This is a genomic window from Vreelandella sp. L-15 (assembly GCF_056857635.1).
In genome coordinates this window covers 17,475-32,954 of record NZ_JBSXNN010000088.1, presented here as the reverse complement: position 1 = coordinate 32,954, position 15,480 = coordinate 17,475, and the positions used below count along the sequence as shown (strand labels likewise).

Below are 15,480 nucleotides of genomic sequence, written 5' to 3'. Positions count from 1 at the left end.
TGCATGTCCTCTTCTCGGATTGACGCCCTCACTCAGTGGGCGGCGCAACACCACGGCCTTGATAGCGCCACTATTCGCCTCTCTGCTGCGGGCGGTGACGCCAGTTTTAGGCGCTATTTTCGACTAACGCTACCGGATGGCAACACCCAAGTGGTGATGGATGCACCCCCGGCACAGGAGGACTCGGCGCCGTTTGTGGCTATCGGCCAGCGCTGGCACGCCGCCGGGCTGCCTGTGCCTTACATTCACGCCAGCGACTTAGACGCTGGTTTTTTGCTGCTTGATGACTTGGGCGACACACCGCTGCAGGCTACCTTCACCGATCCAGCACGCACAGAGCAGAGCCATTTAGACGCACTCGCTCTCATTGCCCAGTTGCAAAACCGCACTAACCCGGCCGCCCTGCCTGATTACGATGCCGCCCTGCTTGGCCGGGAGCTGGACCTATTTCCCGAGTGGTGCCTGGGGCGCTGGCTGTCGCTATCAGTTCCCGATAGCTGGGAGGCAGTACGCGATAAATTGATAGAGCATGCATTAGCGCAGCCGGTGGTGAGCGTCCACCGCGATTTCGATGCCATGAACCTGATGCTGCACGATCAAACGCTTTACATGATCGACTTCCAGGACGCCGTGGCAGGCCCGCTCAGCTACGACGTTATTTCGCTACTGCGGGGCCGCTACTGCCGTTTTAGCGCTGACCAGTTTGCCTCCTTCGTCGGCGCTTTCTATCAGCAGGCGCGGCAAGAGGGTCGCCTGACCCGCTCGGTCAGCGAGGAAACTTTTTTAGCGCAGTGCCACGCCATGGCCGCACAGCGCTCGCTAAAAGTGCTGGGCATCTTTTGTCGGTTGACGCTGCGCGACAGCAAAGAAGGCTATTTAGCCCGCCTGCCCCACTTTTTGGCGCACCTGGAAGATAGCCTAGCGGCCCTACCCCAACACCGCGAGTTTACCGACTGGGTAACGGGCGTGCTGCGCCCGGCGATCATGCAGCGCCTGGAAGAGGGCGCGCCATGAAAGCGATGATTTTGGCGGCAGGCCTGGGCAAACGGATGCGCCCGCTCACCGACCACTGCCCTAAACCATTGCTGCCCGTGGCGGGCAAACCGCTGATCGTGCACCACTTGGAGCGTTTAAAGCGTGCAGGCATTAATGAAGTGGTCATTAACGTGAGCTACCGTGCCGAGCAAATTATCTCTGCACTGGGCGATGGCTCGGCCTACCAAATGCGCATTCACTGGAGCCAGGAGGCTAGCCCGCTTGAGACCGGCGGTGGTATTCAACAGGCACTACCGCTGCTGGGCGATGCGCCGTTCTTACTGGTCAATGGTGATGTGTGGTGTGACTACCTACCGAGTGCTTCCACGCTGGCAGCAGGTGATTTGGCGCATCTGGTATTGGTGGATAACCCTGCCCATCACCCTGAAGGCGATTTTTCACTTCGCCAGGGGCGCGTTTCACCACACGGGGAGGCTCGCTTCACCTTTGCAGGCATCAGTTTGATACGCCCTGAACTGGTCGCCTTTGAACCTGCCGGCGCCTTCGCCCTGGCCCCACTACTGAAACGGGCCATGGCAGAGCACCGCGTTAGCGGCGAGCACTTTGCGGGCCACTGGGTCGATGTGGGCACGCCTGAACGACTGGCCGAGCTTGATAGGCACCTTCAATCAGCCTGATACCAGCTGGCAGCGCACGATGAAGCCGTGCGTTGCCTTCTAGAAATGTTATGCTGCGCGACTTACCTTTCGTCGCCAAGATGAGGAGAGCAACGTGAAAGCACGGGTAAAATGGACCGATGGCCGCCAGTTTGTAGCGGAATCCGGTAGCGGACACAGCGTTGTGATTGATGGCCCACCCGACCACGGCGGTCGCAACACCGGCCCTCGGCCGATGGAAATGCTGTTGATGGGCATGGGCAGTTGCACCGCCTTTGATATCTTGAACATTCTTGATAAGGCCCGCGCAGAGGTCACCGACTGCGTTGCCGAGCTGGACGCCGAGCGCGCCGATGAAGTGCCGTCCGTGTTCACCAAGATCCACGTCCACTTTGTGGTCACTGGTCGTGGCTTAAAAGAGAAGCAGGTTCAGCGGGCTGTGGAGCTATCGGCAGAGAAATACTGCAGCGCTTCTATCATGCTGGTCAAAGGCGGCGTTGAGATCACTCACTCCTATGAGATCCGCGAAGCTTGAGCCGTCATGGGTCGGCTGGCCACGCGGGTGACGCTGCAGCATCAAAAAAATGGCGTGACTGGATGCAAGCCACGCCCTGGGCGGGCATAATACGCCCGCTTGTTTTTCCCTTTACTGCGTAGTGCGGGGTCGTCTTCACGGCGGCTGCGTTAGCACGGTGACAAGTGTTTATCGGTTCCGGCGCTGGCTCGTCGGGGTGTCCTCATCTGCCATAGGGAGGTTCGGAAGTGTCAGATAATCTCCGACTCCACGGGTTCAACAACCTGACCAGCTCTTTGAGCTTCAATATTTACGACATCTGTTACGCCAAAACCGAAGAGCAGCGTGCGGCTTATATCGACTATATCGATGAGCTTTACAACGCCGAACGTTTGACGCAGATCCTGAAAGACGTCACCAACATCATTGGCGCTCATGTACTGAACATCTCGCGTCAGGATTATGAGCCGCATGGCGCGAGTGTGACCATCCTGATCGCCGAACACGAGCTGGATGAGCCAACCGCAGGGCAAATCGAACCAGGCCCAGGCCCGCTACCGGAAACCGTGGTGGCCCACCTGGATAAGAGCCATGTGACGGTACACAGCTACCCGGAGTCGCACCCTGACAACGGCATCAGCACCTTCCGTCTGGATATCGATGTCTCGACCTGTGGGCATATCAGCCCGCTGAAAGCGCTGAACTACCTGATCCATAGTTTTGATTCCGATATCGTGACCATGGATTACCGCGTGCGCGGCTTTACGCGGGATGTGGATGGCAAAAAGCTGTTTATTGACCACGACATCACCTCGATCCAGGACTACTTGGCGGAAGACACCAAGCAGGCCTATCAGATGATCGACGTGAACGTGTATCAGGAAAACATGTTCCACACCAAGATGCTGCTCAAGGACTTCGAGCTGGATAACTACCTGTTCGGCACGTCGCGCCGCGACATCACCTTCGAAGAAGCGCGGGATATCGAAAGCCGCCTACGTAAAGAGATGCTGGAGATCTTCTACTCCCGTAATCTCGATTAAGGCGTTGCCTTAAGCAAGCTATGAAGCCACCGAAAAGCTGCCCGCGGGCAGCTTTTTTTATGCGCTTTGTTGATACGGCTAGTAAAAACCTGCCTCGCCCTCAGGACGGGTTTTAAAGCGCCGATGCAGCCATAGATACTGCTCGGGATGTTTGCGTATCGCTCGCTCGATGAAGGCATTTACCCGCGTAGCATCGGCCAGTTCATCGCCGCAGGGGAAATCCTCGAACGCCGGCAAACACTCAATGGTGTAGGTGCGATTATCCGGATTACGGTGGAACATCAGCGGAACGACGGGGGCGCCCGTCATGCGGGCAATTTTGGCCGTAAGACGAATCGTCGCCGCTTGCTGACCAAATAGCGGCGCAAAGACGCTCACATCGCGGCCGAAATCCTGATCCGGTGAGTACCACACGATGTGCCCCGCTTTGATACGGCGCACCACGCCGCGCAGGTCATGGCGATCAATGGCTTGGCCGAAAATACGCGAACGGGCGCGGGTCATAAATCGCTCGAACAGCGGGTTGTTATGGGGGCGGTAAACCACATCTGCCGGGAAGAACAGCGAGTGCAACGCCCCGCCTAAGTCCAGCGTCGAAAAGTGGATACCCACCACCAGCACGCCTTTGCCCTGGGCTTTAGCGCGTGCAAGGTGCTCTTGGCCGTGATAGGCCACTCGATGACGCAGCCCTTCGGCATCACGACACCAGCCAGTTGCGGTTTCAACCAAACCGATCCCGTTGGCAATGAATGTCTCTTTGACCAGTTGACGCTGCTCGTCGGCGCTTTTTTCTGGAAAGCAGAGCGCGATGTTCGTGGCGGTGATGTGCCGACGACGCTTCACGAAGCGCCACGCCAGCAGGCCAATCGCTTTACCTACCCATAGCTTCAACCGCCAGGGGAGCCACGCGGCCACATACATTAGGCCAATCGCCAGCCATGTCGGCCAGTAGCGAGGGTGCGCAAAGGAGCGCGGATAAGACGCTTTTGACATACAGATAACCGTTTAAACGTGAGCCCCATGATAGCGCCGAGGAGCCCTGGGAAGCACACCGGTCAGCAGCGTATAGCTGATGGTATCGCAGTAGCGGGCCACCTCGTCCACCGGCAGCACACTGCCATTGCTAGCTGCTCCCCATAGCACCACTTCACTGCCAATCGCGGCATCAGGCACGTCGGTAACGTCCACCGTCAGCATATCCATCGAGACCTTACCGGCAATGGGGCAGCGCTGCCCATTGACTAGCACCGGCGTGCCGTCGACCGCGTGGCGATCATAGCCATCGCCATAACCTGCGGCGACCACGGCAATTTTAGAGGGTCGCTTGGCCTTCCAGCGGCCGCTATAGCCCACCTGATCCCCCTCCGCCAACTCGCGCAACGCAATAATTTCTGAGCGTAATGTCATCACCGGGCGTAGCTGCTGGGCGATCTCGTTGGGCACTTCCAGCGGGTCGCTGCCATAGAGCATCACGCCGGGGCGATTCCAGTCGCCATGTGCGGCAGGCCATGCCAGCGTCGCCGGGGAGTTGGCCAGACACAGCGGTGCCTTCAGCTTGGCAGCCAGCGCTTTTAGCGTATTCATCTGGCGGTTGAAGTAGCTAGGATCTTTCGCATCGGCGGTGGCAAAGTGGCTCATCAGATGCAGCGCCGTTACCTGCGGCGCATCCACCAAACGCTGCCAAACACTGGTCGCTTCCTCCGGCGAGAACCCCAAACGATGCATCCCCGAATCCACCTTTAACCAAACAGGAATAGGCTGCCGTGGCGAATACGCCAGCAGCGCTTCGACCTGCCACGCACTGTGCACACTGATCCATAAACGGTGCTGATCGACCAGCGCCAGCTCATCGGCACTGAAAATACCCTCTAGCAGCACAATGGGCGCTTTGATGCCTCCTTCGCGCAGGCTCAGCGCCTCTTCGATGCAGGCCACTGCAAATGCCGGAACGTCAGTTTCTAAGGCACGGGCACAAGCCAGTGCACCGTGGCCGTAGGCATCGGCTTTAATGACGGCAACTGAGCGACTTTGCGGGGCGCAGCGGCACGCCAGTTGATAGTTGTGACGCAGCGCGTCCAAATCAATATGGGCCACTAACGGGCGCATGGCTCTCTCACTTACTAGGTCACTGACCGGCGTACTTGCCGGACTGAGCGGAGTCACTCAGTAATGTATGAATGAAAATGGTTCGCCCTAAAAACAGCGCACCGAGCAGATAACTCGGTGCGCTATTTAATACTTCCGTTGGGCTTGTCGGAAGCAGCTGGTTTAACTCTCGACCCGGAATTAACTCTCGAAAATCGCGTCGAGGGAAAGCCCCTGTTTTTCCAGGGAGCGGCGCAGCTTCTTTAACGCTTCTACCTGAATTTGTCGAACGCGCTCCCGCGTTAGGCCAATCTCGGCACCCACTTCTTCCAGCGTTGCTGCCTCGTGACCGCGTAAACCGAAACGGCGTACCACGACTTCGCGCTGTTTTTCGCTTAGCTCATCCAGCCAGTGGTCTACGTGTTCGCGCACGTCGCCATCCACCAAGCACGCTTCCGGCCCCAGCACCTCATCGTCGGTGAGCGTATCAATCAGCGGCTTATCGCTGTCGCCGCCCATGGGAGAATCCACCGACGACACCCGCTCGTTAAGCCCCAGCATTTTCTTAACTGTCTCGACCGGTTTATCAAGATGCTCGGCGATCTCTTCGGCGGTAGCTTCGTGATCCAGCTTTTGAGTCAGCTCACGGGCAGCACGCAGATAAATGTTGAGCTCTTTCACCACGTGAATCGGCAGACGAATAGTACGCGTCTGGTTCATCAGCGCACGCTCTATCGTTTGGCGAATCCACCACGTGGCGTAAGTAGAGAAGCGGAAGCCCCGTTCGGGGTCAAACTTCTCCACCGCCCGAATCAAACCAAGATTACCTTCCTCGATTAAATCGAGCAGCGTTAAGCCTCGGTTCAGGTAGCGTCTGGCAATCTTGACCACTAGACGCAGGTTAGACTCAATCATCCTTGAGCGGCCAAGCGCATCGCCTTTACGCGCTAGGCGGCCATAGTAAACTTCTTCTTCCGGCGTCAGCAGCGGAGAAAAGCCAATTTCGTTAAGGTAGATCTGTGTCGCATCCAAGCTTTGAGTCGATTGACGGTCTTCACGGCCCAGCGCTTTTTCAAACGCTTCCTCCTCTGCCGTGGCGTCGTCGTCGGCGTCATCTAACGCCTCTTCAACCTCATCCAGGTCAATCTCCTGTAGGTCCTTCTCCAGCATACTCATGTTCATACCCCCGTTGTCTCGCCTAACCGCCATTTAGAAAAGTAAGGGTGGTCGCACTCCCTGTGCGCATACACCTTATTGTTATATGACGCTCTAATTCAGCTATGCGGGTTGCCCTAGCAGGCTTGACACGTTACACCTGCTAGGTAATGACTAGCGCGATGGCAGATAGTCCAACGGATTTTGCGGCTGACCATCGCGGCGCACCTCAAAATGCAGTTTGATGGCATCTGCATCGCTATTGCCCATCGTGGCAATCACTTCACCTGCCTCGACGACATCATTCTCTTTGACGCTTAAACTATCATTATGTGCATACGCGCTGAGAAACTGATCGTTATGTTTCAGTAGTATTAGGTTACCGTAGCCACGTACACCGCTACCGGCATAGACCACAATACCAGGGCCTGCTGCACGAATAGGTTGCCCCTTTTGCCCAGCGATATCAATCCCTGCTGTAATGCTGCCTCCCTGCCCAAACTCACCGATGACCTGACCATCGGTTGGCCATTGCCAATCGATGTTTTCGGCAGGCGTAAAGGTACGCGACGAGCGATCGGTGCGGACGGTTTGAGTGGGCTGAGCGGCAGGCTCTGGCTCAGCGGCAGGTTCCGGCTCAGTGGCAGGTTCCGGTTCTGGGGTCGGTTCAGGCGTGGGCGCTGGCTCCTGCGCGGGCTGGGCTGGCGGCTGTTGATTAGTGGATTCAACCGGGGCATTAGCAGCGGCAGCTACCTGCTGGGATGCTTCCACCGCCGTGCGCTCAGCCCGCTCGGCGGTTAGGCGCTGGTTGCGCTCGATGGCACTCTCGTCCGGCAGCAGCCAGTCGAGCTCCTGGTCATTGCTTGCCACGGCAGTGGCTTGTGGTTGCAGCCCCGTAGCAACGGCACCGCTGGTCGAAGCGGGTGACGCGTTGTCGCCAGACGAAGTCGACATACCTCCCGTGCCTTCACGCAAAGCGATGGTTTGACCAGGATAAATTTGGTAAGGCGCATCGATATTGTTGATGGCGGCGAGCTGGCGATAGTCCAGATTGTGCTGCCACGCGATGCCATAGAGCGTATCGCCTGCTTTGACGGTGTACTGTGGTGAGTTTTCCACCGCACGGCGTGCGTCGCTCAAATCGCGCACCTGGGGGGTGTTGGACTGCTGACTGGCACAGCCACTCACCGCCAGTGCAAGCACCGTCATCATAAAAACCTTACGCATGGAAACCCTACTCCTGTTCAACGCCGTGCTAACGATCAATGGAACGATTATCTGTCGAGTGATGCTGGGCATGAGTGGCCGCACGACGGTTGAGCGCTACGACGAGTAGCGCACCGACGACCATCAACGTTATCACGCCAGTTACCTGTGCCGACGCCCCTGTCAGCACGGCGTAATCGCTGGGTAATAGATAGCGATAATCCAGCGGAATCATTTGCCCATCGGGACCTAGCTGGTAGCGTAACAGCTCACGCCAGGGCCAGAGAACCGGTAGCGAGCCAACAATAAAGCCCAACAATAGCTGTAGTGTCGCGCCATGGTAGCGCCGCAATAGCCACGAAAGCAGTCGTGAAGAGAGCGCCAACCCGATGATGCACCCCATTCCAAACAGCATGATAATGCCAAGATCGAAGCTGCGAATAGCCCCCATGATGGTGCCGTAGAGCCCCATCGTGAGCAATAAAAAGCTGCCGGATACGCCGGGCAGCAACATGGCACTGATCGCAATGGCACCCGCCAGGATGACGACCAGCGACTCGTTACCCGCCATGAGCACCAGCGGCATCAGGCTCGGCAACCATTCGGCGAGCATCAAGCCAATGAGCAGCGGCAGCAAGTACCAAATTTTCCATCGTTCTCCAGCCTGCCCAACCACCAGTGCCGAGGCCGCTACAAGCCCGAAAAAGAACCCCTCCAACAGCAGCGGTTGCGCCTCCATTAGCCACAGCGCTAAGTGAGCCACGCTCACCAAACTGACCGCAACACCCAGCAGCAGTGGTATTAGAAACGCCAAGTTCAGGTGCCGACTTAAGCCCACCCAACCCTCGCGATGCCAAGCGCCAAAGGCGCTAGGCCCAAACTGTTTAATAGTGTTGATTAACTCTTCATAAATACCGGTAATAAAGGCAATCGTGCCTCCCGATACGCCAGGTACTGCATCGGCAGCGCCCATCCCGGCGCCTTTTAAAAACAGTCCTATGGGTCGACGCTTCAATCCACCACTCCTTGCAATAGGGGTACAAAACGCACGGGTTCAAGCCTGCGCTTTTCAAAGGCAGAGCCAATACGCTTAATTTGGGTAAGCCACTGACTGCCATCTGACTCTTCCAGCGGTGCAATAAGCACACCGTCATAACTCAGCTGTTCAAGTAATACTTCCGGCAGCGTTTGCGCGCAGGCCGTGAGCAAAATAACGTCAAAGGGCGCAGCTTCCGGCCAGCCTTCGCTGCCGTCGGCCACAGCTAATGTCGCTGGGGCACCTAGCCGCCATAGCCGCTCTGCTGCTCGCTCGTGCAGCGTATAGATTCGCTCCACGGAGTAAAGCGTTTCTACTAGGCGCGACAAAATCAGCGTTTGATAACCTGAACCAGTCCCCACTTCCAGCACGCGCTGGGGCGACGCGCGAAGTACCAGCTCGGTCATGCGCGCGACGGTTAGCGGCTGGGAAAGCGTTTGACCAAAACCAATGGGTAGAGCGGTATCTTCATAGGCGCGATGAGCGAGCGCTTCATCGACAAACAGATGACGCGGCTCGCTGGCCATCACGTCTAACACGCACTGGTTACGCACGCCTTGTTGAATCAGGCGCTTGATCATACGGTCACGGGTGCGCTGGGAAGTCATTCCACGGCCGCGCCGCTCACCAGGAGATAGCTCAGGCAAAGGCATCCAACCAGTCCTGCACATCACGACGCGCGGAGTGGCGCGTTAAATCAGTTTGCAGTGGCGTAATCGATACATAACCTGCTTCGATGGCCGCAAAGTCGGTATCTTCACCGTCGTCAGCGTTAGCCGCCACCGGGGCAATCCAGTAGCGGGTACGGCCCCGGGGGTCTTGCACCGGCACAGGCTTTTCGGCTGGGCCGCGGTAGCCCAAGCGGGTAACTTTAACACCTTTGATTTTTTCCCAGGGCAGGTCAGGGACGTTCACATTCAGCAGCGTACGAGGCGGCAGTGAGAGTTGATCAGCGGCACCGATGAGGCTCGCGGCAAACTGGGCTGCCGTCGCAAAATGGTGGGCGCCGCACAGCGACATGGCAATCGCCGTCATACCTAGATTACGCCCCTCCATCGCGGCGGCGACCGTGCCTGAATAAAGCACGTCATCACCGAGGTTACTGCCATGGTTAATCCCTGAAATGACCAAATCAGGACGCTCGTCCCACATCCCATTCACGCCTAAATAGACGCAGTCGGCCGGAGTGCCGTCCACACTATAAAAGCCGTTGTCTAACGCCGTCAGCGCAAGCGGACGCGATAGCGTCAGCGAATTACTGGCCCCGCTGCGGTCACGGTCAGGGGCAACCACGCGTAGGTTAGCGTGGGGTGTTAGTGCCTCGTAAAGCGCTCTAAGGCCGGGGGCGTGAACACCGTCATCGTTGGAAAGCAGCAGTCGCCGCATCAGAATCTCCTCACCTCAGCGTTAAGCCGTGTCGGGATGATGAATTAACTCGCCAATGACCGCCGTGGCAAAGCTGCCTCGCGGCAGGGCAAACGAGAGTAGCACGGCGTCTGCATCGAAGGTTATTTGCGGCGCAATAAGCCGGGCACGTAGCGCACGCTGCCCGCGCTTGACGCCGCTCTTTTCAAGCCCTTCACACAGTGCAGGGTGCTGAGCGGCGAGCTGCGCTTCATAAGCCCCAGCATCTCCTTCAGCCGAGCGGCCAACGCCCCACAGCACGCCGGTTGGGTGAACGTCTAGCGCAGCGGCGCGCTCCACCAAACTCTCCTCCACCGCCTCAATGCCAAACACACTTTGGGTGCCATCAAGCATGAGAGCATCCCCAGCGATGGGCTGGCACCAGTTACCATCCTGCAGCCGCGCGCTAAGCAGCTCATTGAATAAAAAGCTGCGAGCGGTGGAGAGCATCATGCCCTGCCGGTCGTCGCGCTTGCGCCAGCCTTTCGCCAGCACGGCGGCGGCACGCTGTAAGTTGCGCGCCCCTGCGCCAAAGCGCTGATGGCCGAAATAGTTGGGCACGCCCTGGGCGCAGAGCGTTTCCCAGCGCGGCAAAAAATCGGCCGACTGAACGGCCTCACCGCTCAGGCGTAGCGTAAAGTGGTTAGTGCGATGCACGCCCCGCTTTAGCTTACGTGGGTGGCGTGCCTGCTCAAGTACCGTAACCCCCAGCGCTGCCAAAGAAGCCGACAAATCCGCCGGGGCATCGCGCCCTGGCAAATGGACGCTTAACCATTGGCGAGCCACCGCGACCCGATCTTTCATGCCGGAATAGCCAATATCTCTAGGCGTGACGCCACACAGTCGGCTTAGCTGTTTCACCATATCTAACGTGGTTTGGTTACGCTTTTCAAGCCGCAGCCACAGGTGTTCACCATGAGCTTCCGGGGTAAAATCAAGCTGCTCATCGACGATAAAGTCTTCCGGCTGAGCACGGTACTGCCCTGGCGCGGGCACGCCGAAAGCGGGCGTTAGGCTACGCTGCCATGGGGGTAGGTTAAGCATTCAGCGCCTCTGGGGCCGTCAGCAGTACCACCGCCTCTGCGGCAATGCCTTCACCGCGCCCGGTGAAGCCAAGGCGCTCAGTAGTGGTGGCTTTGACGTTTACCTGGCCAAGACTAATTCCTAAATCTTCAGCGATGACGGCGCGCATAGCGTCAATATGGGGAGCCATTTTGGGCGCCTGGGCCATTAACGTTGCATCCAGATTCACCACGCGATACCCCTCGCTACGCACCAGGGTTACCACATGGCGCAGCAGGCCACGGCTGTCAGCACCGGCCCAGGCGGGGTCGGTATCCGGAAAGTGACGGCCGATATCCCCCAGCGCACAGGCACCCAGTAGCGCATCGCTGATCGCGTGGAGCAGTACGTCGCCATCAGAGTGGGCCACAAAACCGTGGTCAAACGGCAGCTTAACGCCGCCAATCATTAAATGGTCACCCGGCCCAAAGCGGTGTACGTCAAAACCGTGGCCAATTCGCATTAGGAACTCCTGTTGCTGGCGGTTGCCGACTGGGCGGCCAGAATGGCAGCCGCCAGGGCTAAGTCGTCAGGGTGGGTCACTTTTAGATTATCTCGGCGTCCGCTCACTAGCCGTGGCGCCTCGCCCAGCGCTTCTACCGCCGAGGCTTCATCAGTGACCACCGTGCCGGTTTGCTGAGCCTGCTCAAGCGCATGGCGTAGCAGCGAGTAACGGAAACTCTGTGGCGTCAGCGCGTGCCATAGGCCATCCCGCGGTTCGGTAATTTGGCTGAGCTGGTCACCGTTATCGCGCTTCATGGTATCCGCCACCGGCATTGCCAGAAGCGCACCGCCTGAGTGTGTCTGCGCTGCTTGATAGAGCGCGTGGAGATCATCACGAGTAATGCACGGACGCGCGACATCGTGCACCATCACGAGGTCTGAGCCCTCGGCGGTCATCGCTTGCAAAGCGTTTAATACGCTATGCATACGCTCAGCACCGCCTGACACACGCTGCCACTGCGCAAAAGGCACCCAGGTGGGGTCGAACCAGCGGTCGTCGCTGTCTAGGCAAAGTACCAACCGCGCCTGCGGAAAAGCGGCGTGAAGCCTTGCCAAGGTGTGGGCCAGAATGGGCTGATTGTTCAACGTCAAATACTGTTTAGGCTTATCGGCCCCCATACGTCTGCCCTGCCCCGCTGCAGGAACGACGAGCCATAGTGTGTTACTCATTCTGCGGCGCCTTCACTGCTCGGTGGTATAGCTCCAGGCAGGGAAACCAGCCCCGCATTGATTCCCACTAGCTCGTTTTTGATGGCAACACCGGGCACCCAATAAAATTGTTCATCGGTGCGCACCATTCCCATATCGCTACGGGCGCGCTCTTCAATGGCATCGAGTCCCGTTTTTAAGTCAGTGACTTCCGCTGCGAGCCTTGCATTGCGCTCACGCATTGGCACGTTATCGGCTTCCTGCACGGCAACGCGTTGCTCTACCTCCTGGAGGTCTTGCCAGCCGCCGTTTCCCAGCCACAGCTGGTACTGCAGCAATCCCAGAGCGGCAAGCAGTATCACCACAAGCCATTTGTGCATCACAGAGATCCTTTGTGAAAGCGAGAACGGCGCGCATTATGCCATTAAGGGCGATAGGCAGCGAGCCGCAGCGCTGTGGGAATTATTTAAACGGTAAGGCATCTTCGGCGGCACGGCGATAGGCCATGATATGGGCAGCCTCTTCTTGGCAAAACTGCGCGACCCCTGCGGCAAGCCCTGGATGGGCCACATAGTGCAGCGAGCGAACCCGCTGCGGTGCAAAGCCCCTTACCAGTTTATGCTCGCCCTGGGTGCCAGGGTCAAATAGGGTTAGCCCCTTGGCTAGGCAGTAGTCGATACCTTGGTAGTAGCAGGCTTCGAAATGCAGGCAGTCCGCGATGATTTCACTGCCCCAGTAGCGTCCATAAAGAGTGTGTGCACCGCGAAAATAGAGCGCAGCGGCCACGGGCCTGCCCTCCAAACGCACCTGCACCAACATCAGCGCCTCGGGCATTACTTGGCGTAAGCGTTCAAAGAAGACGTGATTAAGATAGGGTGGTCGGCCACGCTCATGATATGTAATGGTGTAGCAGCGATAGAAGTGCGCCATATCGACATCACTAATCGCAGCACCTTCCAGACGATGCAGCGTAAGGCCCTGATCAGCGACTAACCGCCGCTCACGCTTTATCATTTTGCGACGCTTTGAGGTCAGACTAGCTAAAAAGCCGTCAAAATCGCCGACACCTCGGTCTCGCCACTGAAACTGTACCCCTTCTCGCGCAATTAGCTCAGGACACTGGCGCTGCCACGCCTCGACCTCTGGCTCCTCGGCAAACAGCAAGTGCCAACTGGAAAGCCCCACCTCATCGCACTGCTGTTTCCAACCGATGGCTAACTGCTCACGGACAGCGGCAGTATCGGTATTCGCGGCTATCAGTGCTCGGGGGCCAGGCGCGGGCGTAAAAGGAATAGCGCTTAGCCCTTTGGGGTAGTAGTCGCCACCTGCCCGCTCCAGCGCCTCCGCCCACCCCCAATCAAACACATATTCGCCATAGGAGTGGTCCTTGCGGTACATGGGCAGCGCCCCGACCAATCGGGAATCTTGCCAAACGCATAAATGGCAAGGCACCCAGCCAGTAGCTGCACTCACCGAACCGCTCGCTTCAAGTGCAGCCAAAAAGGCATGGCGTAAAAAGGGCTGCTCTTCACTCACCAGCGCATCCCACTGGCTTGCCGCAACGGTATCAATCGCAGGTAGAATGGTAAGGGACAGCGAGCGTGAACGCATAACATCTCCCATGGCACACTGGCATAGGTTGTGAATCGTTTACTGTACCATCAAGGCCATGACAGCGTACCAACCACCTTGTTTTGCTTACGATCTTTTGGACCGATAAACACTGCACCCACGCGCAATGAAACCAGCACTGTCAATAACGGATGATTCCAAGGAGAGGCTATGAAGCGCGACCTGACGAGTATGTTTAATGCTCAGCGTCATACGGCTGGCCAAGCGCCATTTCCAACGTTAGGGGTGCGCCGAGAACGTTTGGCCCGCTTAGCCAAAATGACGAAGCGCCATCAGCAAGAGATCGTGCGAGCAATCCAAACCGACTTTGGCCAGCGTAGCGACGTAGAAATACACCTTGTTGAAATTAGCGCTGTGCTGCAAGCAATTCGCCATGCACGCCGCCACTTATGGCACTGGATGCGCCCTCGCCGAGCAGGCGTACCTTGGAAAATGTGGCCCGCTCGTGCTCACGTTGCCCCTCAGCCCCTTGGCATTGTGGGAGTGATGTCCTCCTGGAACTACCCTTGGCATCTTGCTTTGATGCCGGTGGTAGATGCGTTCGCCGCAGGTAATACGGTACTGGTAAAGCCCAGTGAGCAGGCGCCACATACCAGCGCTCTATTGGCCAAACTGGTGCCTCAATACTTCACCGACGAAGAGTTTGGCGTGGTGGAAGGTGGCGCTGATATCGCCACAGCATTTAGCGCGCTGCCGTTTGATCACTTGCTCTTTACCGGCTCAAGCGCAACGGGCCGCCAAGTAGCCGCTGCCGCGGCAACCCACCTCACCCCCGTCACGCTGGAGCTGGGTGGCAAATCACCTGCGCTTGTCGCGGGTGACGCTGATTTAGAACAGGCGGCCGCCGCGATTATCTTTGGCAAAGGCATGAATGGGGGACAATCCTGCATAGCGCCGGACTATGTACTGGTTGAGAGCCGCCACCTTGACGCCCTTACTCACGCTTTAGAGCGAGCCATCCAACATCAGCGGCCAAACGCAAAAGAGGCCACCGGCTATGTGAGCGATGTCCACCAAGCGCGCATCAAGCAGCTATTGGATGAAGCACGCGACCACGGCTGCCGTGTAATTGACCAAGGCACCCATTCCCCCGCGCTCGTCATCGACCCGCACCAGGGTTTAGCGCTAATGCAGGAGGAGATTTTTGGCCGCATCCTGCCGCTTATTAGCGTTAAGCAAATGGACGACGCCATTCGTTTTATTAATGCTCGCCCTCACCCACTCGTTCTCTACGCGTTCACCCGTAACAAGGCGCTCCAGGAATCCCTTCGTCATACCACCCGCTCTGGTGCGCTGGTGTTTAATGAGACGCTGCTGCACCACGCCGTTTCCTCTTTACCCTTTGGAGGCGTTGGTGAAAGCGGCATGGGGGCTTACCACGGCCGTCACGGTTTTGAACGTTTTAGCCATTTGCGCGGCGTCTTTTATCAATCCCAGCGCCCCACCAGCCGGTGGTTAAGCCCCCCTTATCGACGTTGGTTGCTGAAATTACTCGGGCTTGACTAAAGCTATTAAGCTAATGTCCGATATTCACTGAAT

At 57.7% G+C, this 15,480-nt stretch carries 17 protein-coding genes; 5 read left to right on the top strand and 12 right to left on the bottom strand.

Features of this window, described 5'->3' with window-relative positions:
• Positions 1-3: 3 nt before the first annotated feature.
• The 4 genes from AC13CY_RS13230 to speD all read left to right on the top strand — a co-directional run bounded on the left by AC13CY_RS13230 (position 4) and on the right by speD (position 3,209).
• Complete coding sequence (locus AC13CY_RS13230) at positions 4-1,014, top strand: aminoglycoside phosphotransferase family protein (RefSeq protein WP_253557032.1); 1,011 nt, start codon at positions 4-6, stop codon at positions 1,012-1,014.
• The gene (murU, locus tag AC13CY_RS13225; protein WP_062361000.1) at positions 1,011-1,673 is read left to right on the top strand and encodes an N-acetylmuramate alpha-1-phosphate uridylyltransferase MurU; all 663 of its coding nucleotides are present in this window, start codon (positions 1,011-1,013) and stop codon (positions 1,671-1,673) included. The genes AC13CY_RS13230 and murU overlap by 4 nt, the downstream gene beginning before the upstream one ends.
• 94 nt (positions 1,674-1,767) lie before the next feature.
• Positions 1,768-2,187 (top strand): OsmC family protein, encoded by a 420-nt coding sequence (locus AC13CY_RS13220; protein ID WP_054641169.1) that lies wholly within the window; start codon positions 1,768-1,770, stop codon positions 2,185-2,187.
• Positions 2,188-2,414: 227 nt separating this feature from the next.
• Positions 2,415-3,209: an adenosylmethionine decarboxylase gene (gene speD, locus AC13CY_RS13215; protein ID WP_062373986.1), complete on the top strand. Its 795-nt coding sequence runs from the start codon at positions 2,415-2,417 to the stop codon at positions 3,207-3,209.
• Between the two features lie 78 nt (positions 3,210-3,287).
• On the opposite strand, the gene lpxL is transcribed toward speD, so the two are convergent.
• From lpxL to AC13CY_RS13155, 12 genes are all read right to left on the bottom strand, one after another.
• On the bottom strand, positions 3,288-4,202 hold the full coding sequence (lpxL, locus tag AC13CY_RS13210) for an LpxL/LpxP family Kdo(2)-lipid IV(A) lauroyl/palmitoleoyl acyltransferase (RefSeq protein WP_054641168.1): 915 nt from the start codon (positions 4,200-4,202) through the stop codon (positions 3,288-3,290).
• Positions 4,203-4,214: 12 nt separating this feature from the next.
• Entirely contained in the window at positions 4,215-5,315 is a 1,101-nt protein-coding gene (gene alr / locus AC13CY_RS13205) for an alanine racemase (protein WP_058577492.1), read from the bottom strand.
• 180 nt (positions 5,316-5,495) lie between these two features.
• Positions 5,496-6,470: an RNA polymerase sigma factor RpoS gene (gene rpoS, locus AC13CY_RS13200; RefSeq protein WP_044630278.1), complete on the bottom strand. Its 975-nt coding sequence runs from the start codon at positions 6,468-6,470 to the stop codon at positions 5,496-5,498.
• Between the two features lie 153 nt (positions 6,471-6,623).
• On the bottom strand, positions 6,624-7,676 hold the full coding sequence (locus AC13CY_RS13195; protein ID WP_054641167.1) for a peptidoglycan DD-metalloendopeptidase family protein: 1,053 nt from the start codon (positions 7,674-7,676) through the stop codon (positions 6,624-6,626).
• Positions 7,677-7,704: 28 nt separating this feature from the next.
• Complete coding sequence (locus AC13CY_RS13190; RefSeq protein ID WP_058577491.1) at positions 7,705-8,670, bottom strand: DUF368 domain-containing protein; 966 nt, start codon at positions 8,668-8,670, stop codon at positions 7,705-7,707.
• Positions 8,667-9,344 (bottom strand): protein-L-isoaspartate(D-aspartate) O-methyltransferase, encoded by a 678-nt coding sequence (locus AC13CY_RS13185; RefSeq protein ID WP_054641166.1) that lies wholly within the window; start codon positions 9,342-9,344, stop codon positions 8,667-8,669. The genes AC13CY_RS13190 and AC13CY_RS13185 overlap by 4 nt, the downstream gene beginning before the upstream one ends.
• A complete protein-coding gene (gene surE, locus AC13CY_RS13180) occupies positions 9,331-10,077 on the bottom strand; it encodes a 5'/3'-nucleotidase SurE (RefSeq protein ID WP_062374003.1) in 747 nt (248 codons plus the stop codon). The genes AC13CY_RS13185 and surE overlap by 14 nt, the downstream gene beginning before the upstream one ends.
• Positions 10,078-10,098: 21 nt before the next feature.
• A complete protein-coding gene (gene truD, locus AC13CY_RS13175; RefSeq protein ID WP_074210203.1) occupies positions 10,099-11,139 on the bottom strand; it encodes a tRNA pseudouridine(13) synthase TruD in 1,041 nt (346 codons plus the stop codon).
• On the bottom strand, positions 11,132-11,620 hold the full coding sequence (ispF, locus tag AC13CY_RS13170) for a 2-C-methyl-D-erythritol 2,4-cyclodiphosphate synthase (RefSeq protein ID WP_062360982.1): 489 nt from the start codon (positions 11,618-11,620) through the stop codon (positions 11,132-11,134). Before ispF ends, truD begins: the two co-directional genes overlap by 8 nt.
• Positions 11,620-12,330 carry a 2-C-methyl-D-erythritol 4-phosphate cytidylyltransferase gene (gene ispD / locus AC13CY_RS13165; RefSeq protein WP_074210202.1) on the bottom strand — a complete coding sequence of 237 codons (711 nt, stop codon included), beginning with the start codon at positions 12,328-12,330 and terminating at the stop codon, positions 11,620-11,622. Before ispD ends, ispF begins: the two co-directional genes overlap by 1 nt.
• Positions 12,327-12,689, bottom strand: a complete 363-nt coding sequence (gene ftsB, locus AC13CY_RS13160; RefSeq protein WP_044630252.1) for a cell division protein FtsB — start codon at positions 12,687-12,689, stop codon at positions 12,327-12,329. Before ftsB ends, ispD begins: the two co-directional genes overlap by 4 nt.
• Before the next feature lie 82 nt (positions 12,690-12,771).
• Entirely contained in the window at positions 12,772-13,920 is a 1,149-nt protein-coding gene (locus AC13CY_RS13155) for a GNAT family N-acetyltransferase (RefSeq protein ID WP_074210201.1), read from the bottom strand.
• A gap of 171 nt (positions 13,921-14,091) precedes the next feature.
• Between AC13CY_RS13155 and AC13CY_RS13150 the strand changes: the two genes are divergently transcribed.
• Complete coding sequence (locus AC13CY_RS13150) at positions 14,092-15,447, top strand: aldehyde dehydrogenase family protein (RefSeq protein WP_058577486.1); 1,356 nt, start codon at positions 14,092-14,094, stop codon at positions 15,445-15,447.
• Positions 15,448-15,480: the final 33 nt, after the last annotated feature.